Origin of the sequence: Weissella ceti (assembly GCF_018394055.1) — a bacterium.
Lineage (GTDB): Bacteria > Bacillota > Bacilli > Lactobacillales > Lactobacillaceae > Weissella > Weissella ceti.
On record NZ_CP074441.1, the window covers coordinates 302959 to 315798 of the forward strand.

Here is a 12840-nt window from a genome sequence, read left to right on the forward strand (position 1 = left end):
TTGATGTGCCATTAAATTTAAAATGACACGCTTTTATGTATAGAACACAGAGTTTATAGTAGATCTTTGTCCACTAAGCGTTGAATTAGAATGTCATAAATACGTGTGACATCTTGTGGCATACCACGTAACTCAAAGTCAGCCAACATAGGAACACCGTATTTCTTAGCGTAGCGATTGGCAGTAAGGGTGTATTGGATATTAAAATTCTTGTTACCAGATCCAATAATGCCTAAAATTTGACGACTGTTATTACCGTAATCTAAATATTCGCCTAATGCGTTTGTTAGTGTTTCGGTAACACCGCTATCGATTCCGTTACCACCGTCTAAATAAGTGGGAACAAATGCGAAATAAGGAGTTGTTTCAAAATCGTCAGGTGTTGCATCAGAGATTTCTACGGGTGTAAAAGTAACGCGGCCTAGAGCATTGGCGTGTGAAACTAGGCGATTAACAAACGCACGTGTATTTCCTGATTGTGAGATATAAAGTAGACGTATTTCCATGGTAAACTCCCTTAAAGTTGATACATATTACGTTAGAACAAATTGGTCAGAATAACAATGGTAAAAACTAGCTTTTTTTGTTAAAAAAAGCTTGCCAAATGACCTGAATCGTGGTTATGGAAAAACGATTTTCTAACAATGCGTTAGATTTTAAAGAGATTGTAATATTAGCTCTAAACGGCTATATAAAGCGTTTTATTGTGATTTTACATGAAAATAATGAGTGAATTGCCTTGCAATGAGTTAGTTAATTCACTATACTCATTTCTATTGAATAAATTCGATCAAAAATATAAGTAAAAACAGAGGAGAAAAACCATGAATCCAGTAACAATTTATACAAAAAACCAATGTGTGCAATGTATGATGACAAAGAAGACTTTGGCACAATATGGAGTAGATTTTGTTGAAAAGAACGTAGAAGAAGATGCAGAAGCATTAGAATTCTTGCGTGCACAAGGTTTCCAATCAGTACCCGTTTTGTTTGCTGAAGGTATGGAACCTGTTCAAGGATTCCGTCCTGACGTTTTGACAACTTTGGCAAAGGCTATCTAGATTTAAATCGCTAGACTGTTTACATTTGCCTACTGTTATTTAAGTAATAAATTGAGAAATATGAGGAGAGACCATGTCATTGTTGGACCTAGATCAAGACAAAGTAACGTACTTTGACTTAAACAACGAATTGAATATTCCAAAGGATAATACAATTCAATTGGGAAAAGATAAGGAAGCGCTAGAAGCCTTTCTTGCAGAAAATGTTGAGCCCAACACCCTAAAGTTTGCGACTCTCCGCGAACGTTTTGACTACTTGTTAGAAAACGACTTCGTAGATCCAGCGCTTCTAGCACAATATGACTTTTCAGTAATTGAAAAGTTGTACGCTTACTTGGAAGCCGAAAATTTCCACTTCAAGTCATTTATGGCTGCATACAAGTTCTATGCACAATACGCTATCAAGACCAACGATGGCGCTTTCTATGTAGAACGCTATGAAGACCGTGTTGTGATGAATGCGTTGTTCTACGCAGCTGGAAACGAAGAATTAGCAATGCGTTTGGCTGATGAAATGGTTCACCAACGTTACCAACCGGCAACACCATCATTCTTGAATGCTGGACGTTCACGTCGTGGTGAATTGGTATCATGTTTCATCCTACAAACAAGCGATGACATGAACGCGATTGGACGTACAATCAATTCAGCGTTGCAACTATCAAAAATTGGTGGTGGTGTAGGAATCACACTATCAAACTTGCGTGAAGCAGGAGCGCCAATCAAGGGAATTCAAAATGCTGCATCAGGTGTTGTGCCTGTTATGAAGTTATTGGAAGACTCTTTCTCATACTCAAACCAAATGGGACAACGTAACGGAGCAGGTGTTGTATACCTATCTGTTTTCCACCCAGACATCATGGCATTCCTTGCAACAAAGAAGGAAAACGCCGATGAAAAGGTCCGTATTAAGACCCTTTCAATGGGTGTAACAGTTCCTGATAAGTTCTACGAACTAGTTAAGAACAACGACAAGATGTACTTGTTCTCACCATATGACGTTGAACGTGTGTATGGTAAGTCATTCAACTATGTTGATATTACTGCTGAATACGACAACATGGTTGCTAACCCAGATATCAAGAAGACAGTGATTAACGCACGTGATCTTGAAAATGAATTGTCAAAGATGCAACAAGAATCTGGTTACCCATACATCATTAACATTGACACGGTTAACCGTGCTAACCCAATTGCGGGTAAGGTTGTTTCATCTAACTTGTGTTCAGAAATCCTACAAATTCAAAAGCCTTCTGTTATTAACAACAAGCAAGAATTTGATGTACTTGGAACTGACGTTTCATGTAACTTGGGATCAACAAACATCGTTAACATGATGGAAAGTGATAACTTCGAACAATCAATCGATACAATGGTCCGCGCGTTGACATTCGTGTCAGACAACACGTCATTGGACATCGTACCTCCAGTTCAAAATGGTAACCGTCAAGTCCACGCAATTGGATTGGGTGCCATGGGATTGCATGCTATGTTCGCTAAGAACCACATGCACTATGGAGATGAAGAAGCTTTGGACTTTACGAATGCTTACTTCTTGATGTTGAACTACTACACATTGAAGGCATCTAACGAAATCGCCAAGGAACGTAATGAAGCGTTCTACGAATTTGAATTGTCAGACTATGCTAGTGGTCAATACTTCGACAAGTATGTTGAAGCTGATTGGACACCAAAGACAGAAAAGGTGCGCGAATTGTTTGCAAACCACAACTTCCCAACACAAGCTGATTGGCAAGCGTTGAAGGAATCTGTTATGAAGCACGGTATTTACAACGCATACCGTATGGCTATTGCACCAACTGGTTCAATTTCATACGTTAACGATTCAACTGCTTCATTGCACCCAATCATCAACAAGATTGAAGAACGTCAAGAAAAGAAGATTGGAAAGATTTACTATCCAGCACCTTACTTGGATGCGTCAACAATCCCATACTACGAATCAGCGTACAACATGGACATGCGTAAGGTAATTGATATCTACGCAATCGCGCAACAACATATTGATCAAGGAATGTCTTTGACATTGTTCATGCGTTCAACGTTGCCTGAAGGATTGTACGAATGGAAGAATGGTCGTACTGATAAGATGACAACTCGTGATCTAAACATTCTACGTAACTACGCCTTCAACAAGGGTATTAAGTCATTGTACTATGTACGTACGTACACAGATGATATGGAAGAATTCGGCGTTAACGAATGTGAAAGCTGTTCTATCTAAACATAATAAATAAACGAAACAGTCATTGGTTATTACCGATGACTGTTTCGTTGAATTGCAGAGGGGAAGAAAAATGGCCGAAAATTACAAGGCAATTAACTGGAATCAAGTTGAAGATGCGATTGACAAGGCAACTTGGGAAAAACTAACTGAACAATTTTGGCTAGACACACGTATTCCATTGTCAAATGACCTAGATGACTGGCGTCAAATGACATCAATGGAACACAACTTGGTTGGTAAGGTGTTTGGTGGTTTGACCCTTTTAGATACATTGCAATCACAAGACGGAATGACTTCATTGAAGGAAGATAGCCGTACACAACATGAAGAAGCTGTGTTGAACAACATCGAATTCATGGAATCAGTGCACGCCAAGTCATACTCATCAATTTTTGAAACGTTGAATACTGAGCGTGAAATTGATGAAATTTTTGAATGGGTTGATGAAAATGAGTACTTGCAATACAAGGCTCAAAAGATCAACGACATCTACCACAATGGAACACCAATGCAACGTAAGGTTGCCTCTGTATTCTTGGAAACATTTTTGTTCTACTCTGGGTTCTACACACCGTTGTACTACCTAGGACACAACAAATTGAACAACGTCGCAGAAATCATTAAGTTGATTTTGCGTGACGAATCAGTTCACGGAACTTACATTGGATACAAGTTCCAAGTTGGCTTCAACCAATTGTCAGATGATGAACAAATGGAATTGAAGACATGGATGTACGACTTGATGTTTGATTTGTACCAAAACGAAGAAAAGTACACACACGAATTGTACGATGGTGTTGGTTGGTCAGACTCAGTTTTGACATTCTTGCGTTACAACGCAAACAAGGCTTTGATGAACTTGGGACAAGATCCATTATTCCCAGACACAGCTGCGGATGTTAATCCAATCGTGATGAACGGAATTTCAACAACAACATCTAACCACGATTTCTTCTCTCAAGTTGGTAACGGATACCGTTTGGGTGAAGTTGAAGTCATGGAAGATGATGATTACAACTACGGACTAACAAAATAACACCTTGACCAGTCCTGGGCAGAGTGCTATATTAAGTTTATTCTTATAGATTGAGTGGAAACAGACATGACAAATTTAACAACACAATTAAATGGTTGGTGGCGCAGCTAGCGCATTTGAACTGTAGTACGTACAGTTTCGATGCGCGCTTTCGATGAGCGTAAGTATCGATTCTGTGCTGACATGTTTCCGTTAACAACGAAAGGTCCGCATGGGAAGCCAGCGGACCTTTTCTTTTGCCGTAAGAAGAGCCGAGGGCTTATCTTACGGCTTTTCTTTTACAACGGTGAACCCAAGCCAAAGAGGAATCAAGAATGAATACGAAAATTAAAGTAACAATCGCAGGACTAGGACTAATTTTATTAGCAGGTTTATTTACAGAAACACAACCGACGGTCAAAAAAGCAGGGGATGTGGCCCATGTCGGTATCCTACAGTTCACTGCACATCCCGCGTTAGATGCAATTAATAAAGGCATTCTGACAGAACTAGAAGCAGAAGGATATAAGCCAGGTAAGAACTTAGAAATTACCCAATTAAATGCGCAAGGTGATCAATCTAATTTGCAAACGATGGCGACTAAATTGTCATCACAACACAATGATGTAAATGTGGGGATTGCAACACCAGCGGCCGTACCGCTAGCGAATACAATCAAAGATGATCCTGTTGTGTTCGCAGCTTCAACTAATCCTGTAGGTGCTAAGTTGGTTAAGTCAATGAAAGTACCTGGTGGCAATGTGACAGGAGTGTCAGATCAAGCACCATTGCCTGCTCAATTAGCGCTAATGAAATCATTTGTGCCATCATTAAAGACATTAGGTATTATTTACACTTCTTCGGATGATGCAGCATCCACGGAAGCAAAGCGTATGGATGCATTAGCTAAAAAGGCTGGTTTAGCAACTAAGATGTACACAATTAGTTCATCGAACGATTTAAATCAAACCGCACAACAATTGGTTGCTAATAAACAAGTACAGGCAGTATTTGTGCCGACTGACAATACCATCGCTGGCGCATTTTCAACATTATTGAAACAAGCCAACGAAGCTGGCGTACCAATCTTTCCAACGGTTGATACAATGGTCGCTAGTGGTGGTGTGGCGGCGGTATCAATTAATCAAACTGAACTTGGTCGCATGACTGGAAAGCAAATTGTTGAAATTTTAAAGGGTAAAGCACCAAAAAATATGCCTGTTGATTTTATTAAAGAAGGACAGGTTGTTGTGAATGACGAACAATTAAAGCATTTAAAGATGACGGTCCCAACGGCCTATCAAGATGCAAAATCTGTGAAAAGTGAGGGCAAATAAATGGCAATGTTAATATCAGCAATTGGACAGGGTTTGATTTGGGCTGCGGTTGGAATTGGTCTTTATCTAACATTTCGAATTTTAAATTTCCCGGATATGACTGTGGAAGGAACCTTCCCATTAGGAGCTGCAACAGCGGTTGTATTGATTTCTAGTGGTATGAACCCATATTTAGCAACGCTATGCGCTATGGGAACTGGGGCAATTGCCGGTATGATTACTGGTCTGTTGTATACAAAAGGACAAGTACCAATTTTACTTGCTGGAATTTTAACGATGACAGCAGCTTACTCAATTAACTTACGTATTTTAGGGCAAGCAAATCGATCATTGTTGCAAATGCCAACGGTGTTTTCAAATGAAATACTACAAAAATTACCAACGAATTATCCAGTGATTGTCGTTGGATTAATCTTAGTAATTGTCATAATTTTACTATTGAGTGGTTTCCTAAAGACGCAATTAGGACAAGCTTTTGTGTCTACTGGAGATAATGCCACAATGGCCCGTTCAATGGGGATTAACACAGACACAATGACTATCTTGGGACTAATGCTTGCCAACGCTTTAATTGCGTTGGGTGGTGCATTAGTCGCGCAAAATAATGGTTTTGCTGATGTAAATATGGGGATGGGAATCATCGTTGTCGGACTTGCATCAATCATTATTGGAGAAGTCTTGTTCGGTGGTGAATTAACCTTGATGGAACGCTTAATAACCGTAGCGATTGGATCAATCCTATATCGCTTTGTTCTAGTATTAGTACTATATATCGGCTTTAACGCAGACGACTTGAAGTTAGTTAGTGCTATCATTTTGGGATTAGCTTTGATGATTCCAAAGTTCGGCAAGCACTTGAACATCAAATTCCGAAAGGGGGCTTAAGATGAGTGATATGAGTTTAGAATTAATTGATGCAACTGTAACTGTGAACCAAGGGACACCAGAAGAACGCAATATTTTAAATCATGTTAACCTGCAAATTGCAGCGGGTGAGTTTGTGACTGTTTTGGGTTCTAATGGAGCCGGAAAGTCAACTTTGCTAAATGTTATTGCTGGGAGCTTGAAATTGACGAGTGGTGAAATTTGGCTTGGTGGTGAGAACGTCACTAATCTAAATGATCTGCAACGTACGAAAACACTAGCACGTGTATTCCAAGATCCTAAGTTAGGAACTGCACCACGAATGACCGTTGCAGAGAATTTGTTGTTATCGCAAAAGCGTGGTCAACGTCGTGGATTACGTAATCGTGGTTTAACTGCTGAGAAGAAAGCGGAATTAGCCACAATTACTGAAACGATGGGAAATGGTCTAAGCCAACGTCTTGATGTACCAACTGGTAAGTTATCAGGTGGGCAACGTCAAGCACTATCATTCTTGATGGCAACACAAGTTCGTCCAGATGTCTTACTATTAGATGAACATACAGCCGCGTTGGATCCAAAAACTAGTCAACAATTGATGACGCTAACGAATGAAAAGATTCGTGAAGCCAAACTAACAGCGATGATGATTACACATGATCTAAACGATGCATTGATTTATGGTGACCGTTTATTGGTTATTGAAAACGGTGGTATTGGTCAAGACTTTGATGCACTAGAAAAGGCTAAGTTGACTGTGGCTGATTTGTTGGCATACTTCAACAAGTACTAAACGATTAGGGGGGGATAAATCATGCAACACCGAATTGTGACACAAATAATGGCCGTCTTTCTGGGTGGTTTAATTGGTGGCGCGATGCGTGAACTATTAATGTTAGGGATTCGTCTAGATAACTTTCCATTAAATACATTGGTGGTTAATTTAACAGGTGTATTTCTAACTGTGTTGGTAACCACACAATTATGTCGCCGTTGGCATCGATTTAAATATGTCCATGAATTTATGGATGTAGGTGTCTTAGGAGCTTATACGACTTATGGGACAATTATTGTAGATATTTCGACACACCAAGCGTTATTCACAAATAGTGTTTATTTACTACTCACAGTAGTAGGTAGTGTTGTCATGGTTTATCTGGCACGACTTGTTGGACGGGGGCGATAAAATGGTAATGATTATAGTGGCAAGCCTTGGGGCCGCTGTCGGGTCAGTTGCCCGTTTTCTGATTCAAGCACGTTTTACAGCATATGCTGAACGAACTATTTTAGGAATTAATTGGTTAGCAGCATTTTTAGCTGGAATAATGGTGAGTTTACATTTATCACCAGTTCTGCATACTTTGATGTTGGTTGGACTGATTGGTGGATTTTCAACATTTTCGGGACCAATTATTAAACTTGCGGATTCTTTGGGGGATGCCTCAAAACGTTTGAGAGCAATCCGAGATATTGTGATCTTATTTGCGGGTGGAATTATCCTATTCGATTTGGGATATTTGCTAACAGCATATGTTATGGGACATTAGTCAAATAAAAACATAGAAAAAAGACCTAACAAGTGTGCTTGTTAGGTCTTTTTATGTTTACTTATTTATTAGCAATTACGTTGATTTGGTTGCCTTCAGGGTCATCTAAATGGAAGATAACATGGCGACCATCAGGGTCAACAGTCATTGGTTCTGCTTGTTTAACATAATAGTTAAGCAAGTGGTTTTCAACTGTCTCTTGATGATCACGAACAACTACTTCAACGGTGATACGTTCAGTGTTTTCGGCATCAAAAAAGATGTCTTCATCATGGAATGATAATTGACGACTTTCGTTGGCACCGAAAGTTGTTGGTAGATCAAAAACTTCTCGGTAGAAACGAGTTGCTCGTTCAACGTTTTGAACGGGGATGTTTAATGGGGCAAACTTACGAACACGCATATAAGACTCCTTTTAATTGTTATGTTTTAAGGTAAGTATACACGTCTATGAAATGAGTTAAAAGAATTTTAGAAGATTACCGTGTTAGGTACGCTTTAAGGATACTTGTTTATAGGAGGAATCCATGAAAATAACATCAATTGAAGGGTTAGGCAATCAACTATACCGACAATATGGGCATGAACCGCAAGAACATTGTTGGGTTTTGAGTGTGAATACGCAAATGGAAATATTAGACTACGTGCAAGTTGCGTTAGGAACAATAAATCATGTGACGATTCATCCACGAGACGTTTTTCGTCGCTTGGTTTCAGTGAATGCGTATGGATATATTTTAGTGCACAATCATCCAGGCGGAGGGTTAAATCCTTCGGAAGCAGACATGCGTATTCTGCAACAATTTGTTGCGTGTAGTGCGTTAATGCAAATTCATTTATTGGACTTTATGATCATTAGTAAGAGTGGTTATTATAGCGTTCGAACCAAACAGGAATGGCCTGAAATCTCGTTGAATTCATTACTCGATTTATGGACGTAAACTGTCCGTATATGATAAGATGAATGAAGGTATTTTGTTTAAGACATAGTCAGAGCAAATTTAGATAAAATAAATAATTAAAGAAAAGGGAACTAGTGCCATGTTTTCATTTGGAACGCATAATATTGGAATTGATCTTGGGACAGCAAACACATTGGTTTATATCGAAGGAAAGGGTGTAGTACTTCGCGAACCATCAGTGGTTGCTCGTAACATGAAGACGAACGAAATTGTCGCTGTTGGTGAAGCCGCGAAGGAAATGTTGGGACGTACGCCTGAATCAATTAAGACAATCCGTCCAATGCGTGACGGAGTTATTGCTGACTACGAAACAACAGTCGCAATGCTTAAGTACTACCTTGAAAAGGCGATGGGTGGACGTATTACTGGAAAGCCATACGTAACAATTGGTGTACCATCAGGTGTTACAGCCGTTGAACGTCGTGCCGTTAAGGACGCTGCTAAGGTTGCTGGTGCACGTGATGCCTTCGTTATCGAAGAACCATTTGCTGCTGCAATCGGTGCCGGTCTACCAGTTATGGAACCAACAGGTTCAATGGTTGCTGATCTTGGTGGTGGAACTTCAGATATCGCAACAATTTCATTGGGTGGAATTGTTTCTTCACGTTCAATCCGTATGGCTGGAGATAAGTTGGATGAAGCGATCATGACTTACATCCGTCAACACTTCTCAATCTTGATTGGAGAACAAACTGCAGAACGTTTGAAGACAGAAATCGGATCAGCTGACATTGAAGCTGCTAAGAGCATGGCTGGAAGCACTGCACGTGGACGTGATTTGGTAACTGGATTACCAAAGACAGTTGAAGTGCCTGCTGTTGATATCGCAACTGCAATTAGTGATGTTGTTTCAGAAATCATTGTTGCCATTAAGGAAACTTTGGAAGAAACTTCACCAGAAATCGCAGCGGACGTTATCGATCATGGTATCGTTTTGACTGGTGGTGGTGCTTTGTTGAAGAACATCGATGAAGTTATCTCACGTGAAACACAAGTGCCTGTATTCATTGCTGCAGAACCTTTGGATGCTGTTGTAGTGGGTACTGGAGAAGCGTTGAAGTCAATCGACGTTTTGAAGGATACTGAATAATTTCTAATCAAGACGCCCACACGATTACGTGGGGCGTTTTTGTTATCAAGAGTTCTCATTAAATGAAAGGGGGCTGTCGTATGAAAAAACTTTTCACATCTCGACGATTAGTTGTCGGTGTCATACTGGTCATTATTACGATTGGGATGATTACGTTAAGTTCACGCGCACGTGCTAATCAAGAAAATCCAGCGTTACCAGTACGTATTGTCACTGACATTTCTAGTTGGATGTCTGAAGTCGTAAATACGCCCCTAAAGGTCGTAGGTAACGCTACAGAAGCAACGACAAAGTTGTTTAAGACGTATCAAGAAAACGAACGCTTGAATCAACGTATTGATGATCTAGCGGCTACCAAAGTTGAATTGCAAACTGTTCGTAAGGAAAATGATGCCTTAAAGGAACAACTAAAAATTGGTAAGACATTAACAGATTACCAAATGGTTAATGCAACAGTTGTATCTCGTTCACCAAATAATTGGCAATCTGAATTGATTATTAATCAAGGTGCTAAAGCTGGTATCAAAAAGAACATGGCTGTGATGGGTGGCGGAAGCGTGATTGGACGTGTGTCTGAAGTTGATACAACAAATGCGAAAGTCGAATTGTTGTCTGACAATAGTCAAACGAATAACCGCTTTGCTATTCGTATTACCAATAAAGATAGCCAAACCGTGGATGGTATTATCACGAAATTCAATCAAACACGTAACTTGATTGAAATGAAAAACGTAACATCTAATACCAAGGTTAAAAAGGGTGATAAGGTTTCAACGAGTGGTCTTGGGGGTGTGACACCATCAGGATTATATGTTGGAGAAGTTGAATCAATCGATGATGATGATTATGGATTGACAAAGACGATTTATATTAAGCCAGCAACTGACTTTAACAACATTCCGGTTGTTAGTGTTGCGATTCCAGGTGCTTAATAAGCATAAATAAAAATAGGTGACCAGCTAATAATGCTGGTCACCTATTTTTTGTTATAACAATTTAATTTTAATCTTGTTCATAGTATTGAACGACACGTGTGTGTAATGGTTGAATATCACGATTGTTACCAATATAGAATTCTTTAAAGCGTTCCAATTGATCTGCGGATACAGCTAAAGGCTCATCCAAGATATACCATTCAACGTTTTCAGTTAAAGGTGGTGTCGTTAATGAACCAAGGTATTGATAATAGTTACGAGACTCAGGTAATAGTGCCATAATATCTGTTTGGAAAGGTACATCAGTTGGCATGTGTGCAAGAATATCACGTAATGGCGTCTCACCATTCGGCGTAATCTGTAGTAGGACAGCAACGACCCCTAAGCGACCATCCGGTGCTTGGTGGACGAAATGCAATTCGCCATCGAATTGACGCCCGCGTAGTGTGTGTTCACTGGGGAAATGTAGATGACCTTGTTGTGGAGAGAATGGTCGGTGATTTAACCAGACTTGTGGTCCAGTCAAACCAAATTCAATACCACGACCAGTGTCATGAACATAAGGAACAGTTTCTTCGTATTGTAGCTTCAAAGGGGCGTCATAGCCAATTTGATGAGTTTGAGAAGGCTCAATGTTGATTGGTGATTGCATATCACCCGCCACGAATGACCATTCTTCTTGGTGCATATAGTTTAAGTAGGGCATCACAGGTACCTCTTTTACAAAATTTTAATTATGGTATCAAATCTATCTGAAAAAGTCAAAATTCATGTCAGGTAACCCGTCATGAGTAATGTTTGACGGGGTAGACCAGACACGCTAAAATGAATAGATATATGACATAAATTGATGGGGAGAATTGCATGCTTAAATACATTCATACAACTTGGCTTCATGTTATCTTAGCCATTTTGGCCTTGTTTTTGGATGGCGGCATTGCTTTCCAATTTGCAGGGACACTATTTCAATTACCAATCTCAGCAAGTCCATACTTGTGTTTACTAGTCTTACTAATGCCGGTGTTATCTGGAACGAGTAAGAATCAAGTTCGTATGCGCTGGTCATACGGTGTGGCGGCTTTAATTGGTCTTTTGTACGACATTAATTACATTGGTATTATTGGAATTTCTTTTGTTGGTTTCCCATTAACAGTGTGGATTACAGCCAATATTAAAAAATATTTTGCCAATACAATGACCTGGGCATTAGCAACATGGTTCTTGGCACTAACGATTTTCTTAATTTATGATTACTTTGCTTTTAGTATCATTAATATGGCTAACATTAGTTTGCCAGGCTTTATTATTTTCCATCTATTCCCAACTTTGTTGGTGAATTTGATTCTATTCTTCTTGTTCTATGGTTTATTCGATTATTTGTATCGTTCAACACGTCAACTAGACGGTTCTTCATACAGTTTGGAAGGACATCAATTAGATGCGACAATGCCATTGCGACGACGTACTCGAAAATATTAATTGACTTTAAACGTATACTCGCTTATAATTTCTAATTAAAGATATGAACGAACGAGTAACCTAATTGTTATTGCAAAGAGAGTCACGCTGAAGTTGAGAAGTGATCAATGCATTAGGTGAACCACATTCGTGATCATCGACATATTAAACCTATGTCCGGTTAGCACCGTTAACTGCCTTGCCTTGGATACAAGGTGAATGAGTGTTAGGGAGTAATGCCTAACAAAATTGAGGTGGAATCACGAATTTTATCGTCCTCAAGTCATCCATTAGGGTGGCTTGAGGACTTTTTTTATTATCTG

Annotated in this window: 15 protein-coding genes and 1 other annotated feature; of the genes, 12 read left to right on the plus strand and 3 right to left on the minus strand. The window is 39.5% G+C overall.

Annotation, left to right across the window (positions count from 1 at the left end):
* Positions 1 to 53: 53 nt before the first annotated feature.
* Positions 54 to 506 carry a class Ib ribonucleoside-diphosphate reductase assembly flavoprotein NrdI gene (locus KHQ31_RS01555; RefSeq protein ID WP_213409248.1) on the minus strand — a complete coding sequence of 151 codons (453 nt, stop codon included), beginning with the start codon at positions 504 to 506 and terminating at the stop codon, positions 54 to 56.
* 318 nt (positions 507 to 824) lie between these two features.
* Between KHQ31_RS01555 and nrdH the strand changes: the two genes are divergently transcribed.
* The 8 genes from nrdH to KHQ31_RS01595 all read left to right on the plus strand — a co-directional run bounded on the left by nrdH (position 825) and on the right by KHQ31_RS01595 (position 8072).
* The gene (nrdH, locus tag KHQ31_RS01560; protein WP_213409249.1) at positions 825 to 1061 is read left to right on the plus strand and encodes a glutaredoxin-like protein NrdH; all 237 of its coding nucleotides are present in this window, start codon (positions 825 to 827) and stop codon (positions 1059 to 1061) included.
* A gap of 73 nt (positions 1062 to 1134) precedes the next feature.
* Positions 1135 to 3306 carry a class 1b ribonucleoside-diphosphate reductase subunit alpha gene (nrdE, locus tag KHQ31_RS01565; protein ID WP_213409250.1) on the plus strand — a complete coding sequence of 724 codons (2172 nt, stop codon included), beginning with the start codon at positions 1135 to 1137 and terminating at the stop codon, positions 3304 to 3306.
* Positions 3307 to 3379: 73 nt separating this feature from the next.
* Positions 3380 to 4345, plus strand: a complete 966-nt coding sequence (gene nrdF, locus KHQ31_RS01570; protein WP_213409251.1) for a class 1b ribonucleoside-diphosphate reductase subunit beta — start codon at positions 3380 to 3382, stop codon at positions 4343 to 4345.
* A gap of 314 nt (positions 4346 to 4659) precedes the next feature.
* Positions 4660 to 5661: a tryptophan ABC transporter substrate-binding protein gene (gene trpX, locus KHQ31_RS01575; RefSeq protein ID WP_213409252.1), complete on the plus strand. Its 1002-nt coding sequence runs from the start codon at positions 4660 to 4662 to the stop codon at positions 5659 to 5661.
* Complete coding sequence (locus KHQ31_RS01580) at positions 5662 to 6546, plus strand: ABC transporter permease (protein ID WP_213409253.1); 885 nt, start codon at positions 5662 to 5664, stop codon at positions 6544 to 6546. It abuts the gene before it with no gap.
* A 1-nt stretch (position 6547) separates the two neighbouring features.
* The gene (locus KHQ31_RS01585) at positions 6548 to 7318 is read left to right on the plus strand and encodes an ABC transporter ATP-binding protein (protein ID WP_213409254.1); all 771 of its coding nucleotides are present in this window, start codon (positions 6548 to 6550) and stop codon (positions 7316 to 7318) included.
* A 21-nt stretch (positions 7319 to 7339) separates the two neighbouring features.
* A complete protein-coding gene (locus KHQ31_RS01590; RefSeq protein WP_213409255.1) occupies positions 7340 to 7711 on the plus strand; it encodes a fluoride efflux transporter FluC in 372 nt (123 codons plus the stop codon).
* A gap of 1 nt (position 7712) precedes the next feature.
* Positions 7713 to 8072: a CrcB family protein gene (locus KHQ31_RS01595; RefSeq protein WP_213409256.1), complete on the plus strand. Its 360-nt coding sequence runs from the start codon at positions 7713 to 7715 to the stop codon at positions 8070 to 8072.
* A 61-nt stretch (positions 8073 to 8133) separates the two neighbouring features.
* Here the strand turns inward: KHQ31_RS01595 and KHQ31_RS01600 are convergent, their stop codons facing one another.
* On the minus strand, positions 8134 to 8475 hold the full coding sequence (locus KHQ31_RS01600; RefSeq protein ID WP_213409257.1) for a VOC family protein: 342 nt from the start codon (positions 8473 to 8475) through the stop codon (positions 8134 to 8136).
* Between the two features lie 124 nt (positions 8476 to 8599).
* Here KHQ31_RS01600 and KHQ31_RS01605 point away from each other — a divergent pair, with 124 nt between their 5' ends.
* The 3 genes from KHQ31_RS01605 to mreC all read left to right on the plus strand — a co-directional run bounded on the left by KHQ31_RS01605 (position 8600) and on the right by mreC (position 11056).
* Positions 8600 to 9013, plus strand: coding sequence for a JAB domain-containing protein (locus KHQ31_RS01605; protein WP_213409258.1), 414 nt, complete (start codon positions 8600 to 8602; stop codon positions 9011 to 9013).
* Between the two features lie 100 nt (positions 9014 to 9113).
* Positions 9114 to 10124 (plus strand): rod shape-determining protein, encoded by a 1011-nt coding sequence (locus KHQ31_RS01610; RefSeq protein WP_213409259.1) that lies wholly within the window; start codon positions 9114 to 9116, stop codon positions 10122 to 10124.
* Between the two features lie 80 nt (positions 10125 to 10204).
* On the plus strand, positions 10205 to 11056 hold the full coding sequence (gene mreC, locus KHQ31_RS01615) for a rod shape-determining protein MreC (RefSeq protein ID WP_213409260.1): 852 nt from the start codon (positions 10205 to 10207) through the stop codon (positions 11054 to 11056).
* A 70-nt stretch (positions 11057 to 11126) separates the two neighbouring features.
* Here mreC and KHQ31_RS01620 read toward each other — a convergent pair whose 3' ends face one another.
* The gene (locus tag KHQ31_RS01620) at positions 11127 to 11765 is read right to left on the minus strand and encodes a carbonic anhydrase family protein (protein WP_213409261.1); all 639 of its coding nucleotides are present in this window, start codon (positions 11763 to 11765) and stop codon (positions 11127 to 11129) included.
* A 158-nt stretch (positions 11766 to 11923) separates the two neighbouring features.
* Here KHQ31_RS01620 and mreD point away from each other — a divergent pair, with 158 nt between their 5' ends.
* Entirely contained in the window at positions 11924 to 12538 is a 615-nt protein-coding gene (mreD, locus tag KHQ31_RS01625; RefSeq protein ID WP_213409262.1) for a rod shape-determining protein MreD, read from the plus strand.
* 34 nt (positions 12539 to 12572) lie between these two features.
* Positions 12573 to 12800: a binding site (T-box leader), on the plus strand.
* Positions 12801 to 12840 lie beyond the last annotated feature (40 nt).

What these genes read in the sequence shown, in the direction of transcription:
- KHQ31_RS01555 (WP_213409248.1), bottom strand. Translation starts at nt 506, where the DNA reads ATGGAAATACGTCTACTTTATATCTCACAATCAGGAAATACACGTGCG.
- nrdH (WP_213409249.1), top strand. Translation starts at nt 825, where the DNA reads ATGAATCCAGTAACAATTTATACAAAAAACCAATGTGTGCAATGTATG.
- nrdE (WP_213409250.1), top strand. Translation starts at nt 1,135, where the DNA reads ATGTCATTGTTGGACCTAGATCAAGACAAAGTAACGTACTTTGACTTA.
- nrdF (WP_213409251.1), top strand. Translation starts at nt 3,380, where the DNA reads ATGGCCGAAAATTACAAGGCAATTAACTGGAATCAAGTTGAAGATGCG.
- trpX (WP_213409252.1), top strand. Translation starts at nt 4,660, where the DNA reads ATGAATACGAAAATTAAAGTAACAATCGCAGGACTAGGACTAATTTTA.
- KHQ31_RS01580 (WP_213409253.1), top strand. Translation starts at nt 5,662, where the DNA reads ATGGCAATGTTAATATCAGCAATTGGACAGGGTTTGATTTGGGCTGCG.
- KHQ31_RS01585 (WP_213409254.1), top strand. Translation starts at nt 6,548, where the DNA reads ATGAGTGATATGAGTTTAGAATTAATTGATGCAACTGTAACTGTGAAC.
- KHQ31_RS01590 (WP_213409255.1), top strand. Translation starts at nt 7,340, where the DNA reads ATGCAACACCGAATTGTGACACAAATAATGGCCGTCTTTCTGGGTGGT.
- KHQ31_RS01595 (WP_213409256.1), top strand. Translation starts at nt 7,713, where the DNA reads ATGGTAATGATTATAGTGGCAAGCCTTGGGGCCGCTGTCGGGTCAGTT.
- KHQ31_RS01600 (WP_213409257.1), bottom strand. Translation starts at nt 8,475, where the DNA reads ATGCGTGTTCGTAAGTTTGCCCCATTAAACATCCCCGTTCAAAACGTT.
- KHQ31_RS01605 (WP_213409258.1), top strand. Translation starts at nt 8,600, where the DNA reads ATGAAAATAACATCAATTGAAGGGTTAGGCAATCAACTATACCGACAA.
- KHQ31_RS01610 (WP_213409259.1), top strand. Translation starts at nt 9,114, where the DNA reads ATGTTTTCATTTGGAACGCATAATATTGGAATTGATCTTGGGACAGCA.
- mreC (WP_213409260.1), top strand. Translation starts at nt 10,205, where the DNA reads ATGAAAAAACTTTTCACATCTCGACGATTAGTTGTCGGTGTCATACTG.
- KHQ31_RS01620 (WP_213409261.1), bottom strand. Translation starts at nt 11,765, where the DNA reads ATGCCCTACTTAAACTATATGCACCAAGAAGAATGGTCATTCGTGGCG.
- mreD (WP_213409262.1), top strand. Translation starts at nt 11,924, where the DNA reads ATGCTTAAATACATTCATACAACTTGGCTTCATGTTATCTTAGCCATT.